Origin of the sequence: Corynebacterium sp. ACRPF, from assembly GCF_022347395.1 — a bacterium.
Taxonomy (GTDB): domain Bacteria; phylum Actinomycetota; class Actinomycetes; order Mycobacteriales; family Mycobacteriaceae; genus Corynebacterium; species Corynebacterium tuberculostearicum_D.
In genome coordinates, this window is the sequence record NZ_JAKRNB010000025.1 from 1 (window position 1) to 20,011 (window position 20,011).

The 20,011-nt window shown below is 59.2% G+C and carries 27 protein-coding genes and 1 riboswitch; of the genes, 20 read left to right on the top strand and 7 right to left on the bottom strand.

The features are described 5' to 3' along the window. The first annotated feature begins 554 nt into the window (after positions 1–554). Positions 555–695, top strand: a riboswitch (TPP riboswitch). The 9 genes from MHX61_RS10260 (at position 686) to MHX61_RS10300 (ending at position 10,069) form a co-directional block, all read left to right on the top strand. Beyond that, positions 686–1,300: an ECF transporter S component gene (locus MHX61_RS10260; RefSeq protein ID WP_239194601.1), complete on the top strand. Its 615-nt coding sequence runs from the start codon at positions 686–688 to the stop codon at positions 1,298–1,300. It overlaps the preceding riboswitch by 10 nt. 53 nt (positions 1,301–1,353) lie before the next feature. Next, on the top strand, positions 1,354–2,742 hold the full coding sequence (locus tag MHX61_RS10265; protein WP_239194638.1) for an ABC transporter ATP-binding protein: 1,389 nt from the start codon (positions 1,354–1,356) through the stop codon (positions 2,740–2,742). Beyond that, the gene (locus MHX61_RS10270; RefSeq protein ID WP_239194603.1) at positions 2,735–3,505 is read left to right on the top strand and encodes an energy-coupling factor transporter transmembrane protein EcfT; all 771 of its coding nucleotides are present in this window, start codon (positions 2,735–2,737) and stop codon (positions 3,503–3,505) included. The genes MHX61_RS10265 and MHX61_RS10270 overlap by 8 nt, the downstream gene beginning before the upstream one ends. Before the next feature lie 26 nt (positions 3,506–3,531). After that, entirely contained in the window at positions 3,532–4,083 is a 552-nt protein-coding gene (locus MHX61_RS10275; protein ID WP_239194605.1) for a hypothetical protein, read from the top strand. Between the two features lie 232 nt (positions 4,084–4,315). Continuing rightward, entirely contained in the window at positions 4,316–4,687 is a 372-nt protein-coding gene (gene rpsL, locus MHX61_RS10280) for a 30S ribosomal protein S12 (RefSeq protein ID WP_204610266.1), read from the top strand. 6 nt (positions 4,688–4,693) lie between these two features. Beyond that, entirely contained in the window at positions 4,694–5,161 is a 468-nt protein-coding gene (rpsG, locus tag MHX61_RS10285) for a 30S ribosomal protein S7 (RefSeq protein ID WP_204610265.1), read from the top strand. A 323-nt stretch (positions 5,162–5,484) separates the two neighbouring features. Then, complete coding sequence (gene fusA / locus MHX61_RS10290; RefSeq protein ID WP_239194607.1) at positions 5,485–7,614, top strand: elongation factor G; 2,130 nt, start codon at positions 5,485–5,487, stop codon at positions 7,612–7,614. Between the two features lie 392 nt (positions 7,615–8,006). Then, on the top strand, positions 8,007–9,197 hold the full coding sequence (gene tuf, locus MHX61_RS10295) for an elongation factor Tu (RefSeq protein ID WP_239194609.1): 1,191 nt from the start codon (positions 8,007–8,009) through the stop codon (positions 9,195–9,197). 173 nt (positions 9,198–9,370) lie between these two features. After that, complete coding sequence (locus tag MHX61_RS10300) at positions 9,371–10,069, top strand: hypothetical protein (protein WP_239194611.1); 699 nt, start codon at positions 9,371–9,373, stop codon at positions 10,067–10,069. Here MHX61_RS10300 and amaP read toward each other — a convergent pair. Genes amaP through MHX61_RS10330 form a run of 6 tightly spaced genes read right to left on the bottom strand, consistent with a single transcriptional unit; the run spans position 10,058 to position 13,179 of the window. Beyond that, the gene (gene amaP / locus MHX61_RS10305; protein ID WP_239194613.1) at positions 10,058–10,633 is read right to left on the bottom strand and encodes an alkaline shock response membrane anchor protein AmaP; all 576 of its coding nucleotides are present in this window, start codon (positions 10,631–10,633) and stop codon (positions 10,058–10,060) included. The two genes, MHX61_RS10300 and amaP, sit on opposite strands and share 12 nt — an antisense overlap. Continuing rightward, complete coding sequence (locus tag MHX61_RS10310; RefSeq protein ID WP_005327992.1) at positions 10,626–11,192, bottom strand: DUF6286 domain-containing protein; 567 nt, start codon at positions 11,190–11,192, stop codon at positions 10,626–10,628. Before MHX61_RS10310 ends, amaP begins: the two co-directional genes overlap by 8 nt. Further along, the gene (locus tag MHX61_RS10315; RefSeq protein WP_239194615.1) at positions 11,185–12,150 is read right to left on the bottom strand and encodes a lysophospholipase; all 966 of its coding nucleotides are present in this window, start codon (positions 12,148–12,150) and stop codon (positions 11,185–11,187) included. The genes MHX61_RS10310 and MHX61_RS10315 overlap by 8 nt, the downstream gene beginning before the upstream one ends. Next, a complete protein-coding gene (locus MHX61_RS10320) occupies positions 12,150–12,344 on the bottom strand; it encodes a DUF2273 domain-containing protein (protein WP_023020546.1) in 195 nt (64 codons plus the stop codon). The genes MHX61_RS10315 and MHX61_RS10320 overlap by 1 nt, the downstream gene beginning before the upstream one ends. 2 nt (positions 12,345–12,346) lie before the next feature. After that, on the bottom strand, positions 12,347–12,694 hold the full coding sequence (locus MHX61_RS10325; RefSeq protein ID WP_049378862.1) for a hypothetical protein: 348 nt from the start codon (positions 12,692–12,694) through the stop codon (positions 12,347–12,349). Between the two features lie 5 nt (positions 12,695–12,699). Further along, complete coding sequence (locus tag MHX61_RS10330) at positions 12,700–13,179, bottom strand: Asp23/Gls24 family envelope stress response protein (protein ID WP_204610257.1); 480 nt, start codon at positions 13,177–13,179, stop codon at positions 12,700–12,702. A gap of 719 nt (positions 13,180–13,898) precedes the next feature. Here MHX61_RS10330 and rpsJ point away from each other — a divergent pair. From rpsJ to rpsQ, 11 genes are read left to right on the top strand one after another with little or no spacing between them, the layout of a single operon-like run. Beyond that, positions 13,899–14,204, top strand: coding sequence for a 30S ribosomal protein S10 (rpsJ, locus tag MHX61_RS10335; RefSeq protein ID WP_003848085.1), 306 nt, complete (start codon positions 13,899–13,901; stop codon positions 14,202–14,204). Positions 14,205–14,227: 23 nt separating this feature from the next. Continuing rightward, entirely contained in the window at positions 14,228–14,884 is a 657-nt protein-coding gene (gene rplC, locus MHX61_RS10340; protein WP_204610256.1) for a 50S ribosomal protein L3, read from the top strand. Next, positions 14,881–15,534 carry a 50S ribosomal protein L4 gene (gene rplD / locus MHX61_RS10345; RefSeq protein WP_005322847.1) on the top strand — a complete coding sequence of 218 codons (654 nt, stop codon included), beginning with the start codon at positions 14,881–14,883 and terminating at the stop codon, positions 15,532–15,534. The genes rplC and rplD overlap by 4 nt, the downstream gene beginning before the upstream one ends. Next, a complete protein-coding gene (rplW, locus tag MHX61_RS10350) occupies positions 15,534–15,836 on the top strand; it encodes a 50S ribosomal protein L23 (RefSeq protein ID WP_239194618.1) in 303 nt (100 codons plus the stop codon). The genes rplD and rplW overlap by 1 nt, the downstream gene beginning before the upstream one ends. 35 nt (positions 15,837–15,871) lie before the next feature. Beyond that, a complete protein-coding gene (gene rplB, locus MHX61_RS10355) occupies positions 15,872–16,708 on the top strand; it encodes a 50S ribosomal protein L2 (RefSeq protein ID WP_023020551.1) in 837 nt (278 codons plus the stop codon). A gap of 13 nt (positions 16,709–16,721) precedes the next feature. Continuing rightward, the gene (gene rpsS, locus MHX61_RS10360; RefSeq protein ID WP_005276936.1) at positions 16,722–17,000 is read left to right on the top strand and encodes a 30S ribosomal protein S19; all 279 of its coding nucleotides are present in this window, start codon (positions 16,722–16,724) and stop codon (positions 16,998–17,000) included. A 3-nt stretch (positions 17,001–17,003) separates the two neighbouring features. After that, the gene (gene rplV / locus MHX61_RS10365) at positions 17,004–17,366 is read left to right on the top strand and encodes a 50S ribosomal protein L22 (protein ID WP_005276938.1); all 363 of its coding nucleotides are present in this window, start codon (positions 17,004–17,006) and stop codon (positions 17,364–17,366) included. Then, positions 17,366–18,109, top strand: coding sequence for a 30S ribosomal protein S3 (gene rpsC, locus MHX61_RS10370; protein ID WP_204610250.1), 744 nt, complete (start codon positions 17,366–17,368; stop codon positions 18,107–18,109). Before rplV ends, rpsC begins: the two co-directional genes overlap by 1 nt. Before the next feature lie 3 nt (positions 18,110–18,112). Further along, the gene (rplP, locus tag MHX61_RS10375; protein ID WP_005322843.1) at positions 18,113–18,529 is read left to right on the top strand and encodes a 50S ribosomal protein L16; all 417 of its coding nucleotides are present in this window, start codon (positions 18,113–18,115) and stop codon (positions 18,527–18,529) included. Then, positions 18,529–18,759 carry a 50S ribosomal protein L29 gene (gene rpmC, locus MHX61_RS10380; RefSeq protein ID WP_005322842.1) on the top strand — a complete coding sequence of 77 codons (231 nt, stop codon included), beginning with the start codon at positions 18,529–18,531 and terminating at the stop codon, positions 18,757–18,759. Before rplP ends, rpmC begins: the two co-directional genes overlap by 1 nt. A 2-nt stretch (positions 18,760–18,761) precedes the next feature. Next, positions 18,762–19,070, top strand: a complete 309-nt coding sequence (gene rpsQ / locus MHX61_RS10385; protein WP_005322841.1) for a 30S ribosomal protein S17 — start codon at positions 18,762–18,764, stop codon at positions 19,068–19,070. A gap of 71 nt (positions 19,071–19,141) precedes the next feature. Here the strand turns inward: rpsQ and MHX61_RS10390 are convergent, their stop codons facing one another. Next, a complete protein-coding gene (locus MHX61_RS10390; protein ID WP_239194621.1) occupies positions 19,142–19,963 on the bottom strand; it encodes a siderophore-interacting protein in 822 nt (273 codons plus the stop codon). Positions 19,964–20,011 lie beyond the last annotated feature (48 nt).

Consider the following 20,011-nt stretch of genomic DNA (forward strand, 5'->3'; position numbering starts at 1 on the left):
GGCGCACTGGCACTGGGATTGCTTATCAACTCCTGTGCTCCGGGCGCTGGTTCCTCCAGCTCTTCCGGCTCCTCTAAGTAATCGGTTCCGTGTGGGGCCTTGGCCCCACACTTCCGCGCCACGGGAAGGGCGTAATCTTCCCACCGATTAGGGAACGGTATTGGCCGTTAGCCCAGTACGGTCCGTAGGGATTGCTGGTGCTAACGGCCTATCGTATTCTTACGTCTGATAACTGATTGTGCTGGTGATTTTGGCTGGGCAATTGACCTCAGATCGTGACCCTGCGTGGCGTTTGTTGGCGCTTCGCAGGGTTTCCTTGTTTTGGCTGGGCTAGTGCGTGGCTTGGGTGGTGGGTGGTGAGCATCTGGGCCGCGCTGTGGGGAAGTGCTCGTTAGGTGCTGGGTAGGTAGATATGTCTCGATGATGTGGCTGAACCTTATGCTGCGTGCCGGGTGGTAGGCAGGGGTAGGGCTGTTGGAACTTGCTAGGATGAGTACAGCTTTTGGTCAGGAATGCACATACGTCTGTGTGGCTCGTGACTGAGGTTTGATAATTGCACGATTCACGGGTGCTTTTGCCTGCTCTGACAATGGTGTTGTCGAGCGGTGCAGAGGCTGAGATGTCACAGAAGTTGTGGCGAACCGTTGAACCTGATCCGGATAATGCCGGCGAGAGGGAGGAAATTATGACAACTAATACACGTGTGTCCGCTGCCCCGAAGCGCAGCTTGAATTGGCGCGTGGTCGATATTGTGGTGGCATCTGTTTTGGGTGTGGCTTGTGGCTTTGTGTTCCTGGGGTGGAATGCGGTGGGCTATGCCTGGTTTGAGGCCATGGATGCCGTGACGCCGGGCCTAGGCGGTATTGCTACGGGTATTTGGCTTATCGGTGGCGTGCTTGGTGGCCTGATTATTCGCAAGCCAGGTGCGGCTGTCTATGTGGAGGTTCTTGCCGCAACCGTTTCTGCGGTGTTGGGCTCCCAGTGGGGCATTAGCACCTTGTACTCCGGCCTCGCGCAGGGCATTGGTGTGGAGATCATCCTAGCCATTTTCCTTTACCGTAAGTTTGGTCTGGGAGTGTCTATCTTGGCCGGCATGGCTGCCGGTTGGGGTGCGTTTGTTCTGGAGCTATTTCTCTCCGGCAATCTGGCTCGTAGCTTTGAGTTCAAGATTATTTACCTGGCTACGCTGAGCGTTTCCGGTGCTATTTTGGCCGGTGCGTTGGGCTACTTTGTGGTCAAGGCGTTGGCGAAGACCGGTGCCTTGGATCGCTTCGCCGCGGGCCGAGAGCAACGCGCTTAGGGCGAGTTGTTTCGGTGTCTGATTTTTCAACGCTGGCGGGAAACGCCACCAAGATGACCGCCCGTGGCTTTGGGTGGACCCATGCGGGACGAAAGCAGCCGGCCTTGGCCGATATTGACTTGGTCATTGAGCCAGGCGAGCGGGTGCTGCTGTGCGGTGACTCGGGATCGGGTAAGTCTACTTTGTTGGCTGCGATGGCTGGAGTGCTCGGCTCCGACGAGGAGGGAACTCGCACGGGCGAGATTCTTCTTGAAGACTCCACCGGCATGGTGGAGGAACCGGGGCACTCCATCCCGGTGGGGCTGGTGCTCCAGGACCCAGACTCGCAGGTGATCTCCGCGCGTGTGGGGGATGATATCGCCTTTGGCTGTGAGAACCTGGCTTATCCACGTGAGGAAATATGGCGTCGGGTAGCAGCTGCCAAGGAGTTGGTGGGTCCTTTTGTACCGCTGGATTTCCCCACCGAGAGGCTTTCTGGTGGCCAAAAACAGCGTTTGGCGTTGGCCGGCGTCATTGCGATGGGTGCAGGGGTGGTGCTGCTGGATGAGCCCACGGCCAACTTAGACCCCGAGGGTGCGCGAGATGTCGTGCGCGCCGTGTCCGCGTTGGTGGAGGAAACCGGAGCGACGCTCGTGGTGGTAGAACACCAGCACGCGGCGTGGAAAGGCGTGCTCGAGCGCGCGGTGGAGTTGGACCATGGGCGCATAGTCTCCGATGGTCCTTTCACGGAGGTGGCCCAGCGCCGCCAGGTTAAAGGATTGCCACAGGCACGCCGTATGGGGGAGGCCGGATTGGCAGGGCGCGACGCCGCGCTGTGGAGCACCGACCTCGTCACCCGCTATGGCCCGCCGCGCACGATTGCGCTGCCGGCGGGAGCCTCCACGGTTATTACCGGACCGAATGGCGCGGGTAAGTCCACCTGGTTGATGACCATGGCCGGGTTGCTGCCGGCTGAATCCGGGGAGATTGGGGTGGCCGATTTCGTGCGCCGTGGGGTCAAGGGGTCGCCACTGCGCTGGAAATCACGCGAGCTGGCGGACCGCATTGGCTTTGTCTTCCAAAATCCGGAGCACCAATTTGTCGCCCGGACGGTGGCCGAGGAACTGCGGGTTGCGCCCAAGGTGATGCGCGTGGACCCGCCGGAGGAGAGGATTGCGCAGCTTGTGGAATCACTGCGGCTGGAGCATCTCTTGGAGGCCAATCCGTTCACGCTCTCGGGCGGCGAGAAACGGCGCCTGTCGGTGGCCACTGCCTTGGTGACCGCGCCGTCGGTGCTGCTCTTGGACGAGCCCACCTTTGGACAAGACCCTCAGACCTTCGTGGAGCTGGTGTGCTTGCTGCGGCAATTGGCGGACGATGGCACTACCATTGCCTCGATTACCCATGACCCGCTATATATCCAGGCCTTGGGGGATCACCGAGTGGAGGTGCGCGGTGCCTAATCTTTTGCGCGGGGCTAACCCGCTTACCCGCATCTTTTTGATGTTTATCTGGGTTACCCCACTATTGGCCTCCATTGACTGGGTTTCGGCCGCGGTATCGCTGGCGCTTACCCTGATCCTCGCGCCGCTGTGCGGGGTGTCATGGGGGCAGCTACTAAAGGGCGGTTGGTTCCTCTTTCTCATTGCGCCGATTTCCGGTATTTCCATGCTGTTGTACGGCGAGCCAGGTGGTAAAGAGTATTTCAGTTGGTGGCTGGTGCAGGTCACCGAGAACTCGCTTACCCTAGCGATCGCCATTACGCTGCGTGTTTTTGCTGTGGCGCTGCCCATGGTGGTCTTAGCCCGCGATATCGACCCGACGGAGTTGGGGGATGCGCTATCGCAGATTTTGAAGCTCCCGTCGCGTTTTGTCATCGGTGCGGTCGCCGGCGTGCGTATGATGACGCTCTTTCAATCTGACTGGCAGTCGTTGGGTATGGCGCGCAGGGCGAGGGGACTGACGGACGTCGGCAAGCTGAAGCATCTGCTTACTATGTCCTTCGGGCTACTGGTCATCGCGCTGCGCCGCGGTGGCAAGTTGGCCACGGCTATGGAGGCGCGCGGATTTGGTCGTACTCCACCTGGAGGAGGGGCACGGACATGGGCGCGCGAGTCCCGCCTGCGGGCCCGCGATGGGTGGATTATGGCCCTAGGTACTGTCCTCGCTTTTGTACCGGTGGTAGTTTCGGTACTCACTGGGGCCTGGAGATTCTTCGGCCTATAAACCGCGAAAGCAGTGATTAAGCGACCATGGACTTTGATAGCCAATTAGAGCGCCTTTTAGAGGACGTCGTCAAGCTGGCGGCAGCCAGAAAGCGTGCCTTCAAGCCAGTGACCGTGCTTATCGACGGCCCTTCGGGCGCCGGAAAAACCTGGACTGCCGCCGCGCTGGCTGAGCGCACCAACTGGCGCGTGGTACACCTCGATGAGTTCTATCCCGGCTGGCACGGTTTAGACAAGGGCTCTGACATGGTGGCAGAGCAGGTGTTGCGCACCATGAACCCCGGCTATTGGCGCTGGGATTGGGAGGCAGACGCCCCTGGAGACTGGGCAAGTCTGGACGTGCGCGATGACCTCATTGTGGAAGGCGTGGGCTCGGTAACCCCGGCCAATATTGCAGCAGCGAAGGAGCGGGGAGCGGTAATTAGCGTGCTTATCGATGGCCCCCGCGACCTACGTCGCGAACGCGCCATCGCCCGCGAGCCTGACTACGAGCAGTGGTTTGAAACCTGGGAAACACAGGAAAAGGACTACTTTGCCACCAAGGTTGCTGAGGCGGACTTAGTATGGGAGTGGTCCTAGCAGGAGGAAGGCGCCCATCGCGTTTTGTATCAAGCGCGATCGGTTTGCTACTCTAAACAACAGTTCACTATGCGTGCCATCTTGGCGCGCGGTGAAGAGTCTGATCCTTAACAAGGCATCGACCTTGGAAAGAGTTCTGGACATGCGGCAGCGCCCCGGGAAAGAGCGCCCATTTTTGCATGTTTGGTTCCTTTCTTTTGGTTTCGGTGCGATTCGACAGAAAGACTGTTAAATGCCAACTATTCAGCAGCTGGTCCGCAAGGGCCGCCACAGCAAGCGTTCTGAGGTGTCTACTGCTGCGCTGAAGGGTTCCCCGCAGCGTCGCGGTGTATGCACCCGCGTGTACACCACCACTCCTAAGAAGCCGAACTCAGCACTGCGTAAGGTTGCTCGTGTTCGCCTGACCACCGGTATTGAGGTTTCCGCCTACATTCCGGGTGAGGGCCACAACCTGCAGGAGCACTCCATGGTCCTCGTTCGCGGCGGCCGTGTGAAGGACCTTCCTGGTGTTCGTTACAAGATCGTCCGCGGCGCTCTGGATACCCAGGGTGTCAAGGACCGTAAGCAGGCACGTTCCCGTTACGGCGCAAAGAAGGGACAGTAATAAACAATGCGTAAGAATGCTGCTCCGAAGCGTCCTGTAGTCAAGGACCCGGTATACAACTCCGAGCAGGTAACCATGCTCGTCAACAAGATCCTCCAGGACGGCAAGAAGTCCACCGCAGAGCGCATCGTCTACGGCGCTCTCGAGGCTTGCCGCGAGAAGACCGGTACCGATCCGGTTGGCACCCTGGAGAAGGCACTGGGCAACATCCGCCCAGACCTCGAGGTTCGCTCCCGCCGCGTCGGTGGCGCTACCTATCAGGTGCCGGTTGAGGTTCGCCCTGACCGTGCTACCACCCTGGCACTGCGCTGGATGGTGACCTTCACCCGCCAGCGTCGCGAGAACTCCATGATTGAGCGTCTCGCAAACGAGATCCTGGATGCCTCCAACGGCCTCGGCGCTTCCGTTAAGCGTCGTGAGGATACTCACAAGATGGCAGAGGCTAACCGCGCCTTCGCCCACTACCGCTGGTAATTTCAGCACCCACATCAATGGCCCAAGCAACGAGAAACAAGTTTCGCGCTGGCTGTCGGCAGTTTTCCCGCCGCGGCAACACAAAACTCCATATCTCTTGCTTGGGCCATTTTTTGCCCTAATGGGTGTGATCTCTGGGCGGTATCCCTGCCCAGTCCAGCGGCATCGTGGAGTGTCCAGTACACTGAAGCGATGGAAGTCTAGGGGCAGGCTGCTCCGAGGACGGCCAAATAGTGGCAAAAATATACATGACCTTATCCATGCAGGCGTCATAGCCAGAAACCTGGTCACGGCGTCGACGACTATTAAGTTGGGGTATAAACGTGGCACAAGAAGTGCTTAAGGACCTGAACAAGGTCCGCAACATCGGCATCATGGCCCACATCGATGCTGGTAAGACGACCACCACCGAGCGTATTCTCTTCTACACCGGTATCAACCGTAAGGTGGGCGAGACCCACGACGGTGCTTCCACCACTGACTGGATGGCACAGGAGAAGGAACGCGGCATCACCATTACCTCCGCTGCCGTGACCTGCTTCTGGAACAACAACCAGATCAACATCATTGACACCCCGGGTCACGTTGACTTCACCGTTGAGGTTGAGCGTTCCCTGCGTGTCCTTGATGGCGCCGTCGCAGTCTTCGACGGTAAGGAAGGTGTGGAGCCGCAGTCCGAGCAGGTGTGGCGTCAGGCTGCTAAGTACGACGTTCCGCGTATCTGCTTCGTCAACAAGATGGACAAGCTGGGCGCAGACTTCTACTACACCGTCTCCACCATTGAGGACCGCCTGGGCGCTAAGCCGTTGGTAATGCAGCTGCCTATTGGTGCTGAAGATGACTTCGACGGCATCGTTGATCTGCTGAACATGCAGGCACTGACCTGGCGCGGCAAGGTCGAGACCGGTGCAGAGCCTGTTGTAGAAGATATCCCTGAGGACCTCAAGGACAAGGCTGCAGAGTACCGCGAGAAGCTGGTCGAGACCGTTGCTGAGTCCGATGAAGAGCTCATGGAGAAGTACTTCGGCGGTGAGGAGCTGACCATTGACGAGCTCAAGGCTGGCATCCGTAAGCTGACCATCAACTCCGAGATTTACCCGGTTTACTGCGGTACCGCTTACCGCAACAAGGGCGTGCAGCCGCTGCTGGACGCTGTTGTTGACTTCCTGCCTAACCCGCTGGACGTTGGCGAGGTTATCGGCCACGAGGTCGGCAACGAGGACAACCAGCTCACCCGTAAGCCTTCCGTGGAGTCTTCCTTCTCCGCACTGTCCTTCAAGATTGCAGCTCACCCGTTCTTCGGCCAGCTGAACTTCATCCGCGTGTACTCCGGCCAGGTCACCCCGGGTACCGAGGTTATGAACTCCACCAAGGGCAAGAAGGAGCGTATCGGTAAGCTCTTCCAGATGCACGCCAACAAGGAGAACCCTGTTGAGCAGGCAGACGCCGGCAACATCTACGCAGTTGTTGGCCTGAAGGAGACCACCACCGGTGACACCCTGTGTGACAAGGATGACCAGATCATTCTCGAGTCCATGGACTTCCCGGATCCGGTTATCAAGGTTTCCATCGAGCCAAAGACCAAGGCTGACCAGGAGAAGCTGGGTAACGCCATTCAGAAGCTTGCTGCTGAGGACCCAACCTTCACCGTTGAACTGGATGAAGAGACCGGCCAGACCGTTATCGGCGGCATGGGCGAGCTCCACCTCGATGTTCTGGTTGACCGCATGAAGCGTGAGTTCAAGGTCGAGGCAAACATCGGTAACCCGCAGGTTGCATACCGTGAGACCATCCGCAAGAAGGTTGAGTCCATGGAATACACCCACAAGAAGCAGACCGGTGGTTCCGGCCAGTTCGCAAAGGTTATCTGCACCATCGAGCCGTACAACCCGGACCCAGAGACCCTGGAAGAGGGCGAGTCCGCAACCTACGCATTCGAGAATGCCGTTACCGGCGGCCGCGTTCCGAAGGAATACATTCCTTCCGTCGACGCTGGTATCCAGGACGCTATGCAGTACGGCTTCCTGGCAGGCTTCCCGATGGTCAACATCAAGGCCACCCTGGAAGACGGCCAGTACCACGACGTCGACTCCTCCGAGATGGCCTTCAAGCTGGCCGGCTCCCAGGTATTCAAGGAAGCTATGGCCAAGGCTAAGCCGGTTCTGCTGGAGCCGATGATGGCCGTTGAGGTCGTTACCCCTGAGGAGTACATGGGTACCGTTAACGGTGACATCTCCTCCCGTCGTGGCCAGGTCTTCGCCATGGAAGACCGCTCCGGTGCGAAAGTTGTTAAGGCTAAGGTGCCGCTGTCCGAGATGTTCGGTTATATCGGTGACCTGCGTTCTTCCACCGCTGGCCGCGCAAACTTCACCATGGTCTTTGATTCCTACGCAGAGGTTCCTTCCTCCGTGGCACAGGAGATCATCGAGGAGCGCACCGGCGGCGCTAACTAAGCGCTAGCCCCGTCTCTTCCGCGGTTTAGTCGGGCTGGTACTCTTCGCCAGTAGATGCCAGACCCGCCGCGGGGCGGGACAACTGGGCCAGGGTAGCGGTGGGCTGAGTTTGCAGCTTAGGCTCCTAAGTTGTGAATTGAGCCGGCCGTTACCCTCCCAGGATCCTTTTAAAAAGATTCTTGTCGAGGGAAATGGCCGCGATTTTTCGCGGGGTTACCTCCTATAACGGCGGTTTGAAAAAACCGCGACATAAATCTAGGATCGTGTAACTGGCACGTAAAGAAAGCGTCATTAGCGCTTTGCCCCACTGACTGTGGGTCGGGTGCCAATGACAACTGTCAACCACGTGGCTGCGAAGGTCGTAGCCACCATATAGTCCAGGAGGACATACAGTGGCAAAGGAGAAGTTCGAGCGTACGAAGCCGCATGTGAACATCGGCACCATCGGACACGTCGACCACGGCAAGACCACCACCACCGCAGCGATCACCAAGGTGCTGGCTGACCAGTACCCTGAGGAGAACGAGGCATTCGCGTTCGACATGATCGACAAGGCTCCTGAGGAGAAGGAGCGCGGTATTACCATCAACATCTCCCACGTTGAGTACTCCACCCCGAAGCGCCACTACGCACACGTTGACGCTCCGGGCCACGCCGACTACATCAAGAACATGATTACCGGCGCTGCTCAGATGGACGGTGCTATCCTGGTTGTTGCTGCAACCGATGGCCCGATGCCGCAGACCCGCGAGCACGTTCTGCTTGCTCGCCAGGTTGGCGTTCCTTACATCCTCGTTGCGCTGAACAAGTGCGACATGGTTGATGATGAGGAAATCATCGAGCTCGTTGAGATGGAGATCCGTGAGCTGCTCGCAGAGCAGGACTACGATGAGGAAGCTCCTATCACCCACATTTCCGCTTTGAAGGCTCTTGAGGGCGATGAGAAGTGGGTACAGTCCGTTGTTGACCTGATGGAAGCTTGCGACAACTCCATCCCAGATCCGCAGCGCGCTACCGACCAGCCGTTCCTGATGCCTATCGAGGACATCTTCACCATTACCGGCCGCGGTACCGTTGTTACCGGCCGTGTTGAGCGTGGCCGTCTGAACGTCAACGAGGACGTTGAGATCATCGGTATCCAGGAGAAGTCCCAGAACACCACCGTTACCGGTATCGAGATGTTCCGCAAGATGATGGACTACACCGAGGCTGGCGACAACTGTGGTCTGCTTCTGCGTGGTACCAAGCGTGAGGACGTTGAGCGTGGTCAGGTTGTTATCAAGCCGGGCGCTTACACCCCGCACACCAAGTTCGAGGGTTCCGTCTACGTCCTGAAGAAGGACGAGGGCGGCCGCCACACCCCGTTCATGAACAACTACCGTCCGCAGTTCTACTTCCGTACCACTGACGTTACCGGTGTTGTTAACCTGCCAGAGGGCACCGAGATGGTTATGCCTGGCGACAACGTTGAGATGTCCGTTGAGCTCATCCAGCCGGTCGCTATGGACGAGGGCCTGCGCTTCGCTATCCGCGAGGGCTCCCGCACCGTCGGCGCTGGCCGCGTTACCAAGGTTATCGAGTAATCGATACCCCGTAACCGCTCAGTAGAGCTTTAAAGAGTCCGCTCCACCTTCGGGTGGCGCGGATTTTTTGATCTATATTTCACGCTCGCCCCATATGGTGTTGCTGCCGTCCGTACGATTCTTCTGGGCTGCGATGGGCCCGGTATGCTTGGGCCGGTATAGTCTGTAGGGATATGGATGATCCCACCCGCATCGACCCCACCCTCGAGTCCCTCCGCCGCGCCTGGGAGGGCCAACCCGATCTGAGCCTTCCCACCTTCTTTGCCATGCTGGCTAATCGAGGAATCGGTTGGGGTGCGAGCGATGCGGAGCTGGTAGCAGAATTGGAGCGCCAAGCGGGCGTCCACCCGCCCCTGCTACCTTTAGAAGGCGGCCGCGTTGCGGCCGGGGAGTGGCTCGTGCTTGCCGACGCCCCTGCTTACCGCATTACCGCCACTCCCACCCACATCATTGTGCGGCGGTCCGATACCCAGCCCGTGGTGTGGGCTTACAATTCTATTCGCCCTACAGGCCCCGGCCGTCCCTTCACCATTCGTGATACGGAGGGGTTTGAACACCGCTTCGGAGTAGTCTCCATCCTCATGCGGCTTAACACCGAGCGCCCAAATCTTGAAGGCCTCAAGAGGCAAGAGCTCGGTGATTATGTCTTTGTTCTGCGTTTCTGCGAGACTATCGGGGTTCTCGACCACGGCCTGCACCTATTTGCTAAGCAAAACCGCCGCGTAACTCGCCAGGACTACTCTTGGCAGCGCATCGAAAAATGCCGCCCCGGCGAGGAATTGGAAATGATTCTCGGGGGCGGCGAGTCGGCCCGCCTTGGGGCCGTCCAGGAGATCTTGGTGGCGGAGACTCCGAACCCGCTATTCGGATAGGTCCTTCATCGGACCTACCTTGCTGAACTGCAGCTTGTAGATGGTGTCCAAATCGGCGTCGGGAAACGCTGCGCGGAAATCGCGCTCATTGGTTTCAACCGCACCGGTAAGGCGCTCCACCGGGGTGTCCGGATTTGCCGTCACCGTGTACTGCAGCGTGGGCCGCGCGCGGTCATAGGCCACGAGGCGCTCTACATGGTCCACGCCTTTGACTCCATCCAAATCTTGGGCCACGGCGCCGGCGATAGCGTTCATAGACGTCGTGATAGAGCCCTTGTCATTGGAAGAAGCGGACTCCACGTTATTAAAGCGACGGTGGCGCAGGTTAGCCACTATAATCCACAGCCCCAGAATAAGTAGCAGTGCGGAGCCACCGGCCAGCGCCCACACCCACCAGTCATTGTCCGCCAAGCTCTTCCACGTATCGTGGTCCACCCACAGGGCTAAGTACTTGGCAAATTCCACGTTGAAGTGGATCAAGATGGGCCACACACCCAAAGCGATGAGGATGATTCCCAGCAGGCCTAGCAGAATGCGGTCAAAGGTAGCAAGTTTTCTAGACATTGTTATCCAACTCCGGAATCTTCTCTACAGCCACGGTGACCTGCGGTGGATTCTTGAGGTGAGCCAGGCAGCGCGTTACCGCCGTCTCCACCCGGCCCTGCAGCTCCGCATCGTCCGTATCGCCGTTGACGGTGACCTTGGCAGTCTTGCTATCCGCGGAGGTCTGCGCCGAGGCCACGCCCGGAACACGGCGAGCAGTGGCCGAAGAGAGGCGAGCGATATCCACCGGCCGCATCCACATGGACGCGGTATCGGAGGCAAGTTGCATGTGCGTGGTGCGGCGCGTCTTCACTGCCGCGAAGAGGAAAATCAGGCCTACGACAATGGAGGCAACGCCGGCCCAGATCATCCAGGTCTGCAGCTCTTCAGTAGCAATGAGATTAAGTACCGGCTGTACCCACGACTGCGCGTCGGAACCGGATCCCACCAGCCACGTCTCGCGCACGCCGACGACGCCCGCGGCGAGCAGCAAGAGCCCTAGAATCACGGCCCAAGTACGCGCCGCTGGAGACGCCTTCGGCTGCTGCCCAAAGTGTTCAGGCATGTGCTGATCAGCCATTATTGCCTCCTTGTGGGCGGTACGGGTTAATGGAAATGGCGCGCAGGGGCTCGGGTCGTGGCGCATCGACGTGCAACGGCCGAGGATTTGCCGGCGTGACCTCAATGCGCTTGAGCGGTTGTGGCCGCGGGGCCTTTACCGTGCGCGCAGGAGCAGACTTGGGGGCCTCGACGCGGCGCGGAGTCCATTCGTGGCGAATTTCAATCTCGCGCAGCGGCTGCGGACGAGGAGTTGCTACCTGAACCTTCCGTGCCAGTGGACGAACCTGCCCACTAGGGATCAACCTGGCTGGGCGAGGCGTAGCCACGCTGTGCACACGGACCGGCTTGGGTTCCCTGATTGGCCGCACCGTGTGGTCGCTCGGGGACGAAATCTCACGCAGCTGGTGGTCGGGGAGGTCAGCGGAAATGTTGCGTACCTCGGCCTCGCGCGGGGTGTCCACGGACTGCACTGCGACGCCGGTGGCCGGCGCAGCGATGGTGCGCACCGGTGCCTCCTGCGGTGTGGCAATGCTGCGTACATCCACCGACTCCGCAGTGACCGGCTGCCATACCGGCGAAGGCGTGACATGCGGCGCGACGGCAGCAGCGACCTGGCGCTGCTCCACCTCTGCGGCAGTCACTCGATTGCCCGGAACGGAACCGCCGACGGTGACATTGACGCGAGTTGTGGAATAACCGGTGTGCGCCGCGATGGCCTCCGAGATGGCGGCACGAGTATGTTCCGCCACCGTGGTGACCGGCGAAGGCCACACTACGCCAATGGTGGCGTTGACGGCCGCTACCTCGCGCTCCGAGTCCATTTGGACCGAGACCCGTGGAAAACCGCGGCCGCCGATGCCCGCTAGCTTGGCCTCTATAGCCTTGGTGCCGGGCACGCTAGCAATCGCGGCGGTAACGATGCGTTCCATGGTCCGCAGCGAGATACGCGTGTGGCCCTGAGTGGAACTATCTGTCATTAACCTTGGCCTTTCTCCTTACCAATGAGGCCATTCCACACAGAAGTGAGATCGATACGGCCATCAAAGTGTGCTCCCACAATGCCGCCGATTGCGGCAAGGAGTACGGCGAGCAAAGTAGGACCCCAGCCTAGGTGCAAGAAGAAGGCAAGAATAAGGCCGGAAATGATGCCCAAAGTGGTGTAATTCTTCATATCTATTCCTTCGATGGAGCAGCGGATAAGCCATCTACGGCGTCAGAAAACTCAACGTCAATGCGCTGCAGTTCGGGACAAGCCCCACGGGCGGCGGACCGAATATCTTCTGCCAAGGCATAAAGGTCCGGCGCGGCGCTTATATCAACGCGAATGTTGATCTGCAGGTGGCGATCATCGCGCGGGTCGGGCCGACGCATGCCGACGATGCGTTCGCCCGGTAGGTACAAACTCACCGAACCGAACGAACCGCCGTCGAGCGCGGCGACGCCGCGTACCTTCTGGACTGCCTCTGCAATAGCGCGGGCGTGGCTTACCTCGAGCTCAAAACGTGCTCGGGGCTCAGGCATTGGGCTTAAGCCTGACCCTGGTTCAAAGCAGCCTGGTCTTCCGCCTCGGACTCATCCTTCGGCAGCTTTACGTCGTGAACAACAACGTTGACGCGCTCGACGCTCAGGCCGGTCATGCGCTCAACAGCATTCATGATGTTGCGGCGGATGGCCTCGGCAAGCTCGTGGATAGCTACGCCGTACTCTGCGGTGATGGCAATCTCGATGCGAGCGGTGCCGTCTTCAACCTCAACGTCGACGCCCTGGCGGACGTCCTCAGAAGCGCCGAAGGACTCGCGGATATTGCCGATCATGCGGGCTCCGCCGCCACCCAGGGAATCCACGCCGGAGACCTCGCGGGCAGCGATACCGGCAATCTTGGACACCACGACATCATCGATGGTGGTGGTGCCGTACTGGGTCTCCAGGTTGTTATTGACCTCGCGCTCCTCGGAAGCAGGAACCTGGTTGTCGGTGTTGTGTGCAGGAGTCTTGTTTTCAGACATGGGCGAGTGTGCCTTTCTTTGTAGGGTGATGCATGAACGCGATATTTAGATATCTAGGCAGGACAAAAAGTCCTTAGCCAGTGCCTCCGAGCTTAGATACTTCTCAAGCGAGTGTGGGGTGTGGGCCAACAAAATTTTCCAAAACGTGATTTTTGGCACGGTTTAATGCGCGGCTTGAAAAACCGCAGCCCAACATGCTTAAATACAAAGGTTGCTTTAACAGGGCAGCGAGAACCGAGATTCGGTGATGGCGGCGGACGTCGCCAAGCGTGAGTCTCGGGGAGACGCTGAGCTGGTAAAGCGAACATGACACCTTCGTTGTCGCCATGGTTCAGGGAAACCTGAAGCATTGACTGGAAGGTCATCCAATCGGGCTAGGTCCGCGTTAGAGCAGTGACACCCCGAGAAGATGGACCGGAGAAGGGGCATGGCAAATAAACAGCGGCAGTAGACGAATTGGACACTCTCCACGTGTAATGCGTGAAAACCGTCCTCTTCACAATACTTTGATTACGGGTCTTGTACCCCGTCGAGAGCACTGCGTTCTGGCCCTTGCCATGTACCGCAACTCTTGGTCGTCATGACAGTCAGACCACTGGCGTTGTGTCAGGCCCCAAGCCCGGACAACGTTATAGAGAAATCGAGAAGCAATTTCCCACCGCTTCACGCCCCGGAAACGCCGGGAATGTGAAAGTGGGGAAGCGAGGAAGAGGATAAGCGTGGCGGGACAAAAAATCCGCATTCGGCTGAAGGCCTATGACCACGAGGCTATCGACGCTTCTGCAAAGAAGATCGTCGAGACCGTTACCCGTACCGGTGCTCGTGTAGTTGGCCCAGTGCCGCTCCCAACCGAGAAGAACGTATACGCAGTTATTCGTTCTCCGCACAAGTACAAGGACTCTCGCGAGCACTTCGAGATGCGCACTCACAAGCGCCTGATCGACATTCTCGACCCAACCCCGAAGACCGTTGATGCTCTTATGCGCATCGATCTTCCGGCAAGCGTCGACGTGAACATCCAGTAAGCGACTTTGGTGGAGAACAAATAATGAGTGAAAACGAGATCAAGGGCATTCTGGGCAAGAAGCTCGGCATGACCCAGGTCTTCGACGAGGACAACCGCGTTGTGCCGGTTACCGTCGTCGAGGCAGGGCCATGCGTTGTCACCCAGATTCGCACCCCCGAAACCGATGGCTACAGCGCCATCCAGATCGCCTTTGGCGAAATCGACCCACGCAAGGCAAACAAGCCGGTTGGTGGTCACTTCAAGAAGGCTGGCGTAACCCCGCGCCGTCACGTTGCGGAAATCCGCATGGACGACACCTCTGCCTACGAGGTTGGCCAAGAGGTCAAGGTTGACATCTTCGAGGGTATCTCCTTCGTTGACGTCACCGGCAAGACCAAGGGCCACGGTTACGCTGGTGGCATGAAGCGCCACGGCTTTGCAGGCCAGGGCGCAGCTCACGGTAACCAGGCCGCTCACCGCCGCGTTGGCGGCATCGGCGGCGCTGCTACCCCGGGCCGCGTCTTCAAGGGCAAGCGCATGGCTGGCCGTATGGGCCACGACCGTGTGACCACCCAGAACCTGAAGATTCAGAAAATCGATGCCGAGTCCAACCTGCTGCTCATCAAGGGTGCTATCCCTGGTGCGCGCGGCGGCCTCGTCACCGTTAAGACCGCAGTGAAGGGCGGTGCACACGCATGAGCAACCTCAAGCTAGACGTCCACACTTCCGAGGGTAAGACCAACGGCTCTGTAGACCTGCCAGCTGAAATCTTTGACACCGAGGCATCCATTGCTTTGATGCACCAGGTTGTTAACGCTCAGCTTGCTGCTGCACGCCAGGGCACCCACGCAACCAAGACCCGCGGCGACGTCCGCGGTGGTGGTCGCAAGCCTTTCCGTCAGAAGGGCACCGGCCGTGCACGCCAGGGCTCTATCCGCGCACCGCACTACACCGGTGGCGGCACCGTCCATGGCCCACAGCCCCGCGACTACGCACAGCGCACCCCTAAGAAGATGATCAAGGCTGCTCTCTTCGGTGCACTGTCTGACCGTGCTCGCAACGAGCGCATCCACGTCATCGAAGAGCTCGTACCGGGCCAGAAGCCGTCCACCAAGTCGGCCAAGGCCTTCCTCGAGTCCCTGACCGAGCGCAAGAACGTGCTGCTGGTCATCGGCCGCGAGGACATCAATGCTCGTCGTAGCGCTAATAACCTGCCTAACGTCCAGATCCTGGACGCTGGCCAGCTCAACACCTACGACGTTCTCTACTCCGATGACGTTGTGTTCTCCGTTGAGGCGCTACACACCTTCATCAACCGCGCAACCGGCGCGGATAAGGAGGAGAACTAATGGCTAAGATTTCTAACCCACGCGATATCATCATCGCCCCGGTTGTATCCGAGAAGTCCTACGGTCTGATGGAGCAGAACGTATACACGTTCTACGTCTCCACGGACTCCAACAAGTCCCAGATTAAAGATGCCGTAGAGCAGATCTTTGGCGTAAAGGTCGACTCCGTGAACACCGTGAACCGTGCAGGTAAGCGTAAGCGCACCCGCACCGGTTACGGCCAGCGTAAGTCCACCAAGCGTGCATACGTGACGCTCCGTGAAGGCAGCGACTCCATCGACGTCTTCGGCGGCGGCGCTTAAGCGCCACCGGAGAGCCGAAAGGAAAAGGAAGAATTATGGCTATTCGTAAGTACAAGCCGACAACTCCGGGTCGCCGCGCATCCTCCGTTTCTGAGTTTGACGAGATCACTCGTTCTACTCCGGAGAAGTCCCTGCTGCGCCCGCTGAGCAAGACTGGTGGCCGTAACAACTACGGCCGCATCACCACCCGCCACATCGGCGGTGGCCACAAGCGCCGTTACCGTCTGATCGACTTCCGTCGTAACGACAAGGACGGCATCCCGGCAAAGGTCGCTCACATCGAGTACGACCCGAACCGCACCGCAAACATCGCACTGCTTCACTACGTTGATGGCGAGAAGCGCTACATCATCGCCCCGAAGGGCCTGAAGCAGGGCACCATCGTCGAGTCCGGCCCGAACGCAGATATCAAGGTTGGCAACAACCTGCCGCTGCGCAACATCCCGACCGGTTCCACCATCCACGCTGTAGAGCTCAAGCCGGGCGCTGGCGCTAAGCTGGCCCGCTCCGCTGGTGCTTCCATCCAGCTGCTGGGTAAGGAAGGCAAGTACGCAGTTCTGCGTATGCCGTCTTCCGAAATCCGCCGTGTGGACATCCGCTGCCGCGCCACCGTTGGTGAGGTTGGCAACGCCGAGCAGATGAACATCCGCTGGGGCAAGGCTGGCCGTATGCGCTGGAAGGGCGTACGCCCGACCGTCCGCGGTGTCGTTATGAACCCGGTTGACCACCCACACGGTGGTGGTGAGGGTAAGACCTCGGGTGGTCGCCACCCTGTGTCCCCATGGGGCCACAAGGAGGGTCGCACCCGCAACCCGAACCGTTACTCCAACAACATGATCGTGCGCCGTCGTCGCCCGAACAAGAAGCGCTAAGAGGAGGTAAACAATGCCACGCAGCCTTAAGAAGGGCCCGTTCGTCGATGAGCACCTCCTCAACAAGGTGGATGCTCAGAACGATGCAGGCACCAAGCAGGTCATCAAGACCTGGTCTCGCCGCTCGACCATTCTCCCCGATTTCATCGGTCACACCTTCGCCGTCCATGACGGCCGCAAGCACGTGCCGGTTTTCATCGAGGATTCCATGGTCGGCCACAAGCTGGGCGAGTTTGCACCAACCAAGACCTTTAAGGGTCACGTCAAGGATGACAAGAAGGGACGTCGATAAGCGATGAGTGAGACCATCACCTCCGCATCCGCCACGGCCCGCTACGTCCGCGTCACCCCGATGAAGGCACGTCGCGTGCTCGATCTGGTCCGCGGCAAGTCCGTAAGCGAAGCCCTGGCTATCTTGAAGTACGCACCGCAGGGTGCTTCCAAGCCAGTTGCCAAGGTCGTTGCATCTGCAGCCGCTAACGCTGAGAACAACTTCGGCCTCGACCCACGCACCCTGGTCATCTCCGAGGCTTATGCCAACGAGGGTCCGACCATGCGTCGTTTCCAGCCGCGTGCACAGGGTCGTGCATTCATGATTCGTAAGCGCACCAGCCACATCACCGTGGTTGTCGAAAGCCAGCAGGAAGGGGCCAAGTAATGGGCCAGAAGATCCATCCTCACGGCCTACGTTTGGGCATCACTTCCGACTGGAAGACCCACTGGTTCGCCGATAAGGACTACGCGAACTACGTAGCCGAAGACATCAAGATTCGTAACTACCTCAACAAGGGCCTCGAGCGCGCCGGCATTGCCGACGTCGTCATCGAGCGCACCCGCGACCGCGTCCGCGTCGACATTCACACCGCCCGCCCGGGCATCGTGATTGGCCGCCGCGGTACTGAGGCTGACCGCATCCGCCGCGAGCTGGAAAAGCTCACCGGCAAGATGGTTGCCCTCAACATCCTCGAGGTCAAGCAGGTAGACGCAAACGCAACCCTGGTTGCTCACTCCATCGCGGAGCAGCTGGTTAACCGTGTCGCATTCCGTCGTGCAATGCGCAAGGCTATCCAGTCCGCTATGCGCCAGCCACAGGTTAAGGGCATCAAGATCCTGCTGTCCGGCCGCCTGGGCGGTGCAGAAATGTCCCGCGTTGAGCGCTACCACGAGGGTCGCGTTCCGCTGCACACTCTTCGCGCCGAAATCGACTACGGCACCGCAGAGGCCCACACCACCTTCGGCCGCATTGGCATCAAGGTGTGGATCTACAAGGGTGACGTCGTCGGTGGCGTACGCGAGTCCGAACTGAACGCTCCGGCACAGGGCCGTGGCCGTGACCGCAATGGTCGCTCCCGCCGCGGTGGCCAGCGCCGCCAGCGTGCACAGCAGAAGCAGGAGGGCTAATCCATGCTGATTCCTAAGCGTGTTAAGTACCGCCGTCAGCACCGCCCGAACCGTCGCGGCGTGTCCAAGGGCGGTAACCGCATCAACTTCGGCGATTACGCTATCCAGGCTCTCGAGCCGGCGTACATCACCAACCGTCAGATTGAGGCCGCACGTATTGCCATCAACCGCCACGTCAAGCGTGGTGGCAAGGTGTGGATCAACATCTTCCCGGACCGTCCGTTGACCCAGAAGCCGCTTGGCGTTCGTATGGGTTCCGGTAAGGGCCCGGTCGAGAAGTGGGTGGCTAACGTTAAGCCAGGCCGCGTACTTTTCGAGATGAGCTACCCAACCGAGGCCGTTGCTATTGAGGCTCTGCGCCGTGCAGGCCAGAAGCTTCCTTGCAAGGTCCGCATCATCAAGAAGGAGGACCAGTTCTAATGGCAACCGGTACCCCCGCCCACGAGTTCCGTGAGCTCGACAACGCTGAGCTGCAGTCCCGCCTGAAGGATGCGAAGGAAGAGCTGTTCAACCTCCGCTTCCAGAAGGCCACTGGCCAGCTGACCAACAACCGCCGCATCGGCACGGTTAAGCGCGACATTGCCCGCATCTACACCGTTCTGCGCGAGCGCGAGCTGGGCCTGTCCGTTGCTCCGGGAGCTGAGGCTTAATCATGAGTGAGGCTAACGTGACTGATTCCAAGAAGGCACCTACTCCGAAGAAGGAGAAGGTCAAGGGCGCTCCTAAGGTTCGCACCGGCTACGTAGTATCCGACAAGATGACCAAGACCATCGTTGTCGAGCTGGAAGACCGCAAGCAGCACGCCCTGTACGGCAAGATCATGCGCTCTAACAAGAAGGTTAAGGCGCACGACGAGGAAGAAACCGCAGGCATCGGCGATCTCGTACGCATCGCTGAGACCCGCCCGCTGTCCAAGGACAAGCACTTCCGTCTCGTTGAGATCATCGAGAAGGCTAAGTAAAAATTAGCCAGCGCAGCCCCTGCTCCGAATCTTATGGTTCGGGGCGGGGCCTTTGCCGTTTTAGGACTTCTTTACGGCCGGGCCCTTCCATAAAACCAGTAGGGTACCCACGTGACGTCGGTGGTATCTAGGCCCCATTCATTCACCGCGAGGCCTCGCACGCTTTTTGCTAGCCTCCCCTCGCCGGAAGCCCATACGTACCCTGGCCCCAGCGCACCGGCATAGTCCGCTCTCAGGGCGGCAACGACAGCCTCCGCCTCCTCGTGCGCTTGGGTATGAATAATTCGCAGGCTGCGTACGCTCGCCTCCCATCTAGCTGCGAGGCCTGGTTCTACCTCGTCGTTGCTGGTAACCACGGCTATAACGTCGGTGGCCCGAAGCATTTCCGGGTTATGGTCTTCTTGGTAGGCCAAAATGTGCCGCAGCGCGGGCAAGGAGGATGCGTCGGCGACTAGAAGTTGTGGCTTCTCGGTTGGCCGCCACAGGGCGTTGCAGGTGAAGAATCCCGCTGTATCTCCGGCTTGTGCGCGGCGAATCCACCGCGAGCCAGGTCCTGAATCACCGTGTGTCACCACGTCGACATCGACTGTGGCCTCCTCCGAGTGGAGCGCGCGGATGGTGTACCAGCGCAGGTCCGGCCTCCTCTCCTCGTCGATCGCGCTCACAGCCGAGCGGAGGTTTATGCCGTCGACGGGGAAGGGTGTAAATTCCTGTTCGGCTCGGGGCATGACGAGTCCAAAGAATTCATCGGGGCCAGAGAGGGTGTATGTCCGGAAAGCCTCGGCGTAGAACGTGAGTCGGTGCAAGCGCGGACGTATCTGTTTATTGGCGGTCAAAGTAACGGGGATGAGTTCGTGTGCAGACATTGGGGCCGATCGTAAGGAAGGGTTCATGTGTCTAAAAAATTACTAGTTTAGTTTAGCCTTGCCTAATCGGGGCTA

Coding starts and splice junctions, on each gene's coding strand:
- MHX61_RS10300 (WP_239194611.1), top strand. CDS start 9,371: ATGGATGATCCCACCCGCATCGACCCCACCCTCGAGTCCCTCCGCCGC.
- rplC (WP_204610256.1), top strand. CDS start 14,228: ATGAGTGAAAACGAGATCAAGGGCATTCTGGGCAAGAAGCTCGGCATG.
- amaP (WP_239194613.1), bottom strand. CDS start 10,633: ATGTCTAGAAAACTTGCTACCTTTGACCGCATTCTGCTAGGCCTGCTG.
- rplD (WP_005322847.1), top strand. CDS start 14,881: ATGAGCAACCTCAAGCTAGACGTCCACACTTCCGAGGGTAAGACCAAC.
- rpsQ (WP_005322841.1), top strand. CDS start 18,762: ATGAGTGAGGCTAACGTGACTGATTCCAAGAAGGCACCTACTCCGAAG.
- MHX61_RS10265 (WP_239194638.1), top strand. CDS start 1,354: ATGACCGCCCGTGGCTTTGGGTGGACCCATGCGGGACGAAAGCAGCCG.
- rplV (WP_005276938.1), top strand. CDS start 17,004: ATGAGTGAGACCATCACCTCCGCATCCGCCACGGCCCGCTACGTCCGC.
- rplW (WP_239194618.1), top strand. CDS start 15,534: ATGGCTAAGATTTCTAACCCACGCGATATCATCATCGCCCCGGTTGTA.
- MHX61_RS10275 (WP_239194605.1), top strand. CDS start 3,532: ATGGACTTTGATAGCCAATTAGAGCGCCTTTTAGAGGACGTCGTCAAG.
- rpsS (WP_005276936.1), top strand. CDS start 16,722: ATGCCACGCAGCCTTAAGAAGGGCCCGTTCGTCGATGAGCACCTCCTC.
- MHX61_RS10320 (WP_023020546.1), bottom strand. CDS start 12,344: ATGAAGAATTACACCACTTTGGGCATCATTTCCGGCCTTATTCTTGCC.
- rplP (WP_005322843.1), top strand. CDS start 18,113: ATGCTGATTCCTAAGCGTGTTAAGTACCGCCGTCAGCACCGCCCGAAC.
- MHX61_RS10390 (WP_239194621.1), bottom strand. CDS start 19,963: ATGAACCCTTCCTTACGATCGGCCCCAATGTCTGCACACGAACTCATC.
- MHX61_RS10310 (WP_005327992.1), bottom strand. CDS start 11,192: ATGGCTGATCAGCACATGCCTGAACACTTTGGGCAGCAGCCGAAGGCG.
- MHX61_RS10260 (WP_239194601.1), top strand. CDS start 686: ATGACAACTAATACACGTGTGTCCGCTGCCCCGAAGCGCAGCTTGAAT.
- MHX61_RS10325 (WP_049378862.1), bottom strand. CDS start 12,694: ATGCCTGAGCCCCGAGCACGTTTTGAGCTCGAGGTAAGCCACGCCCGC.
- rpsL (WP_204610266.1), top strand. CDS start 4,316: ATGCCAACTATTCAGCAGCTGGTCCGCAAGGGCCGCCACAGCAAGCGT.
- rplB (WP_023020551.1), top strand. CDS start 15,872: ATGGCTATTCGTAAGTACAAGCCGACAACTCCGGGTCGCCGCGCATCC.
- rpmC (WP_005322842.1), top strand. CDS start 18,529: ATGGCAACCGGTACCCCCGCCCACGAGTTCCGTGAGCTCGACAACGCT.
- MHX61_RS10330 (WP_204610257.1), bottom strand. CDS start 13,179: ATGTCTGAAAACAAGACTCCTGCACACAACACCGACAACCAGGTTCCT.
- MHX61_RS10315 (WP_239194615.1), bottom strand. CDS start 12,150: ATGACAGATAGTTCCACTCAGGGCCACACGCGTATCTCGCTGCGGACC.
- rpsG (WP_204610265.1), top strand. CDS start 4,694: ATGCGTAAGAATGCTGCTCCGAAGCGTCCTGTAGTCAAGGACCCGGTA.
- rpsC (WP_204610250.1), top strand. CDS start 17,366: ATGGGCCAGAAGATCCATCCTCACGGCCTACGTTTGGGCATCACTTCC.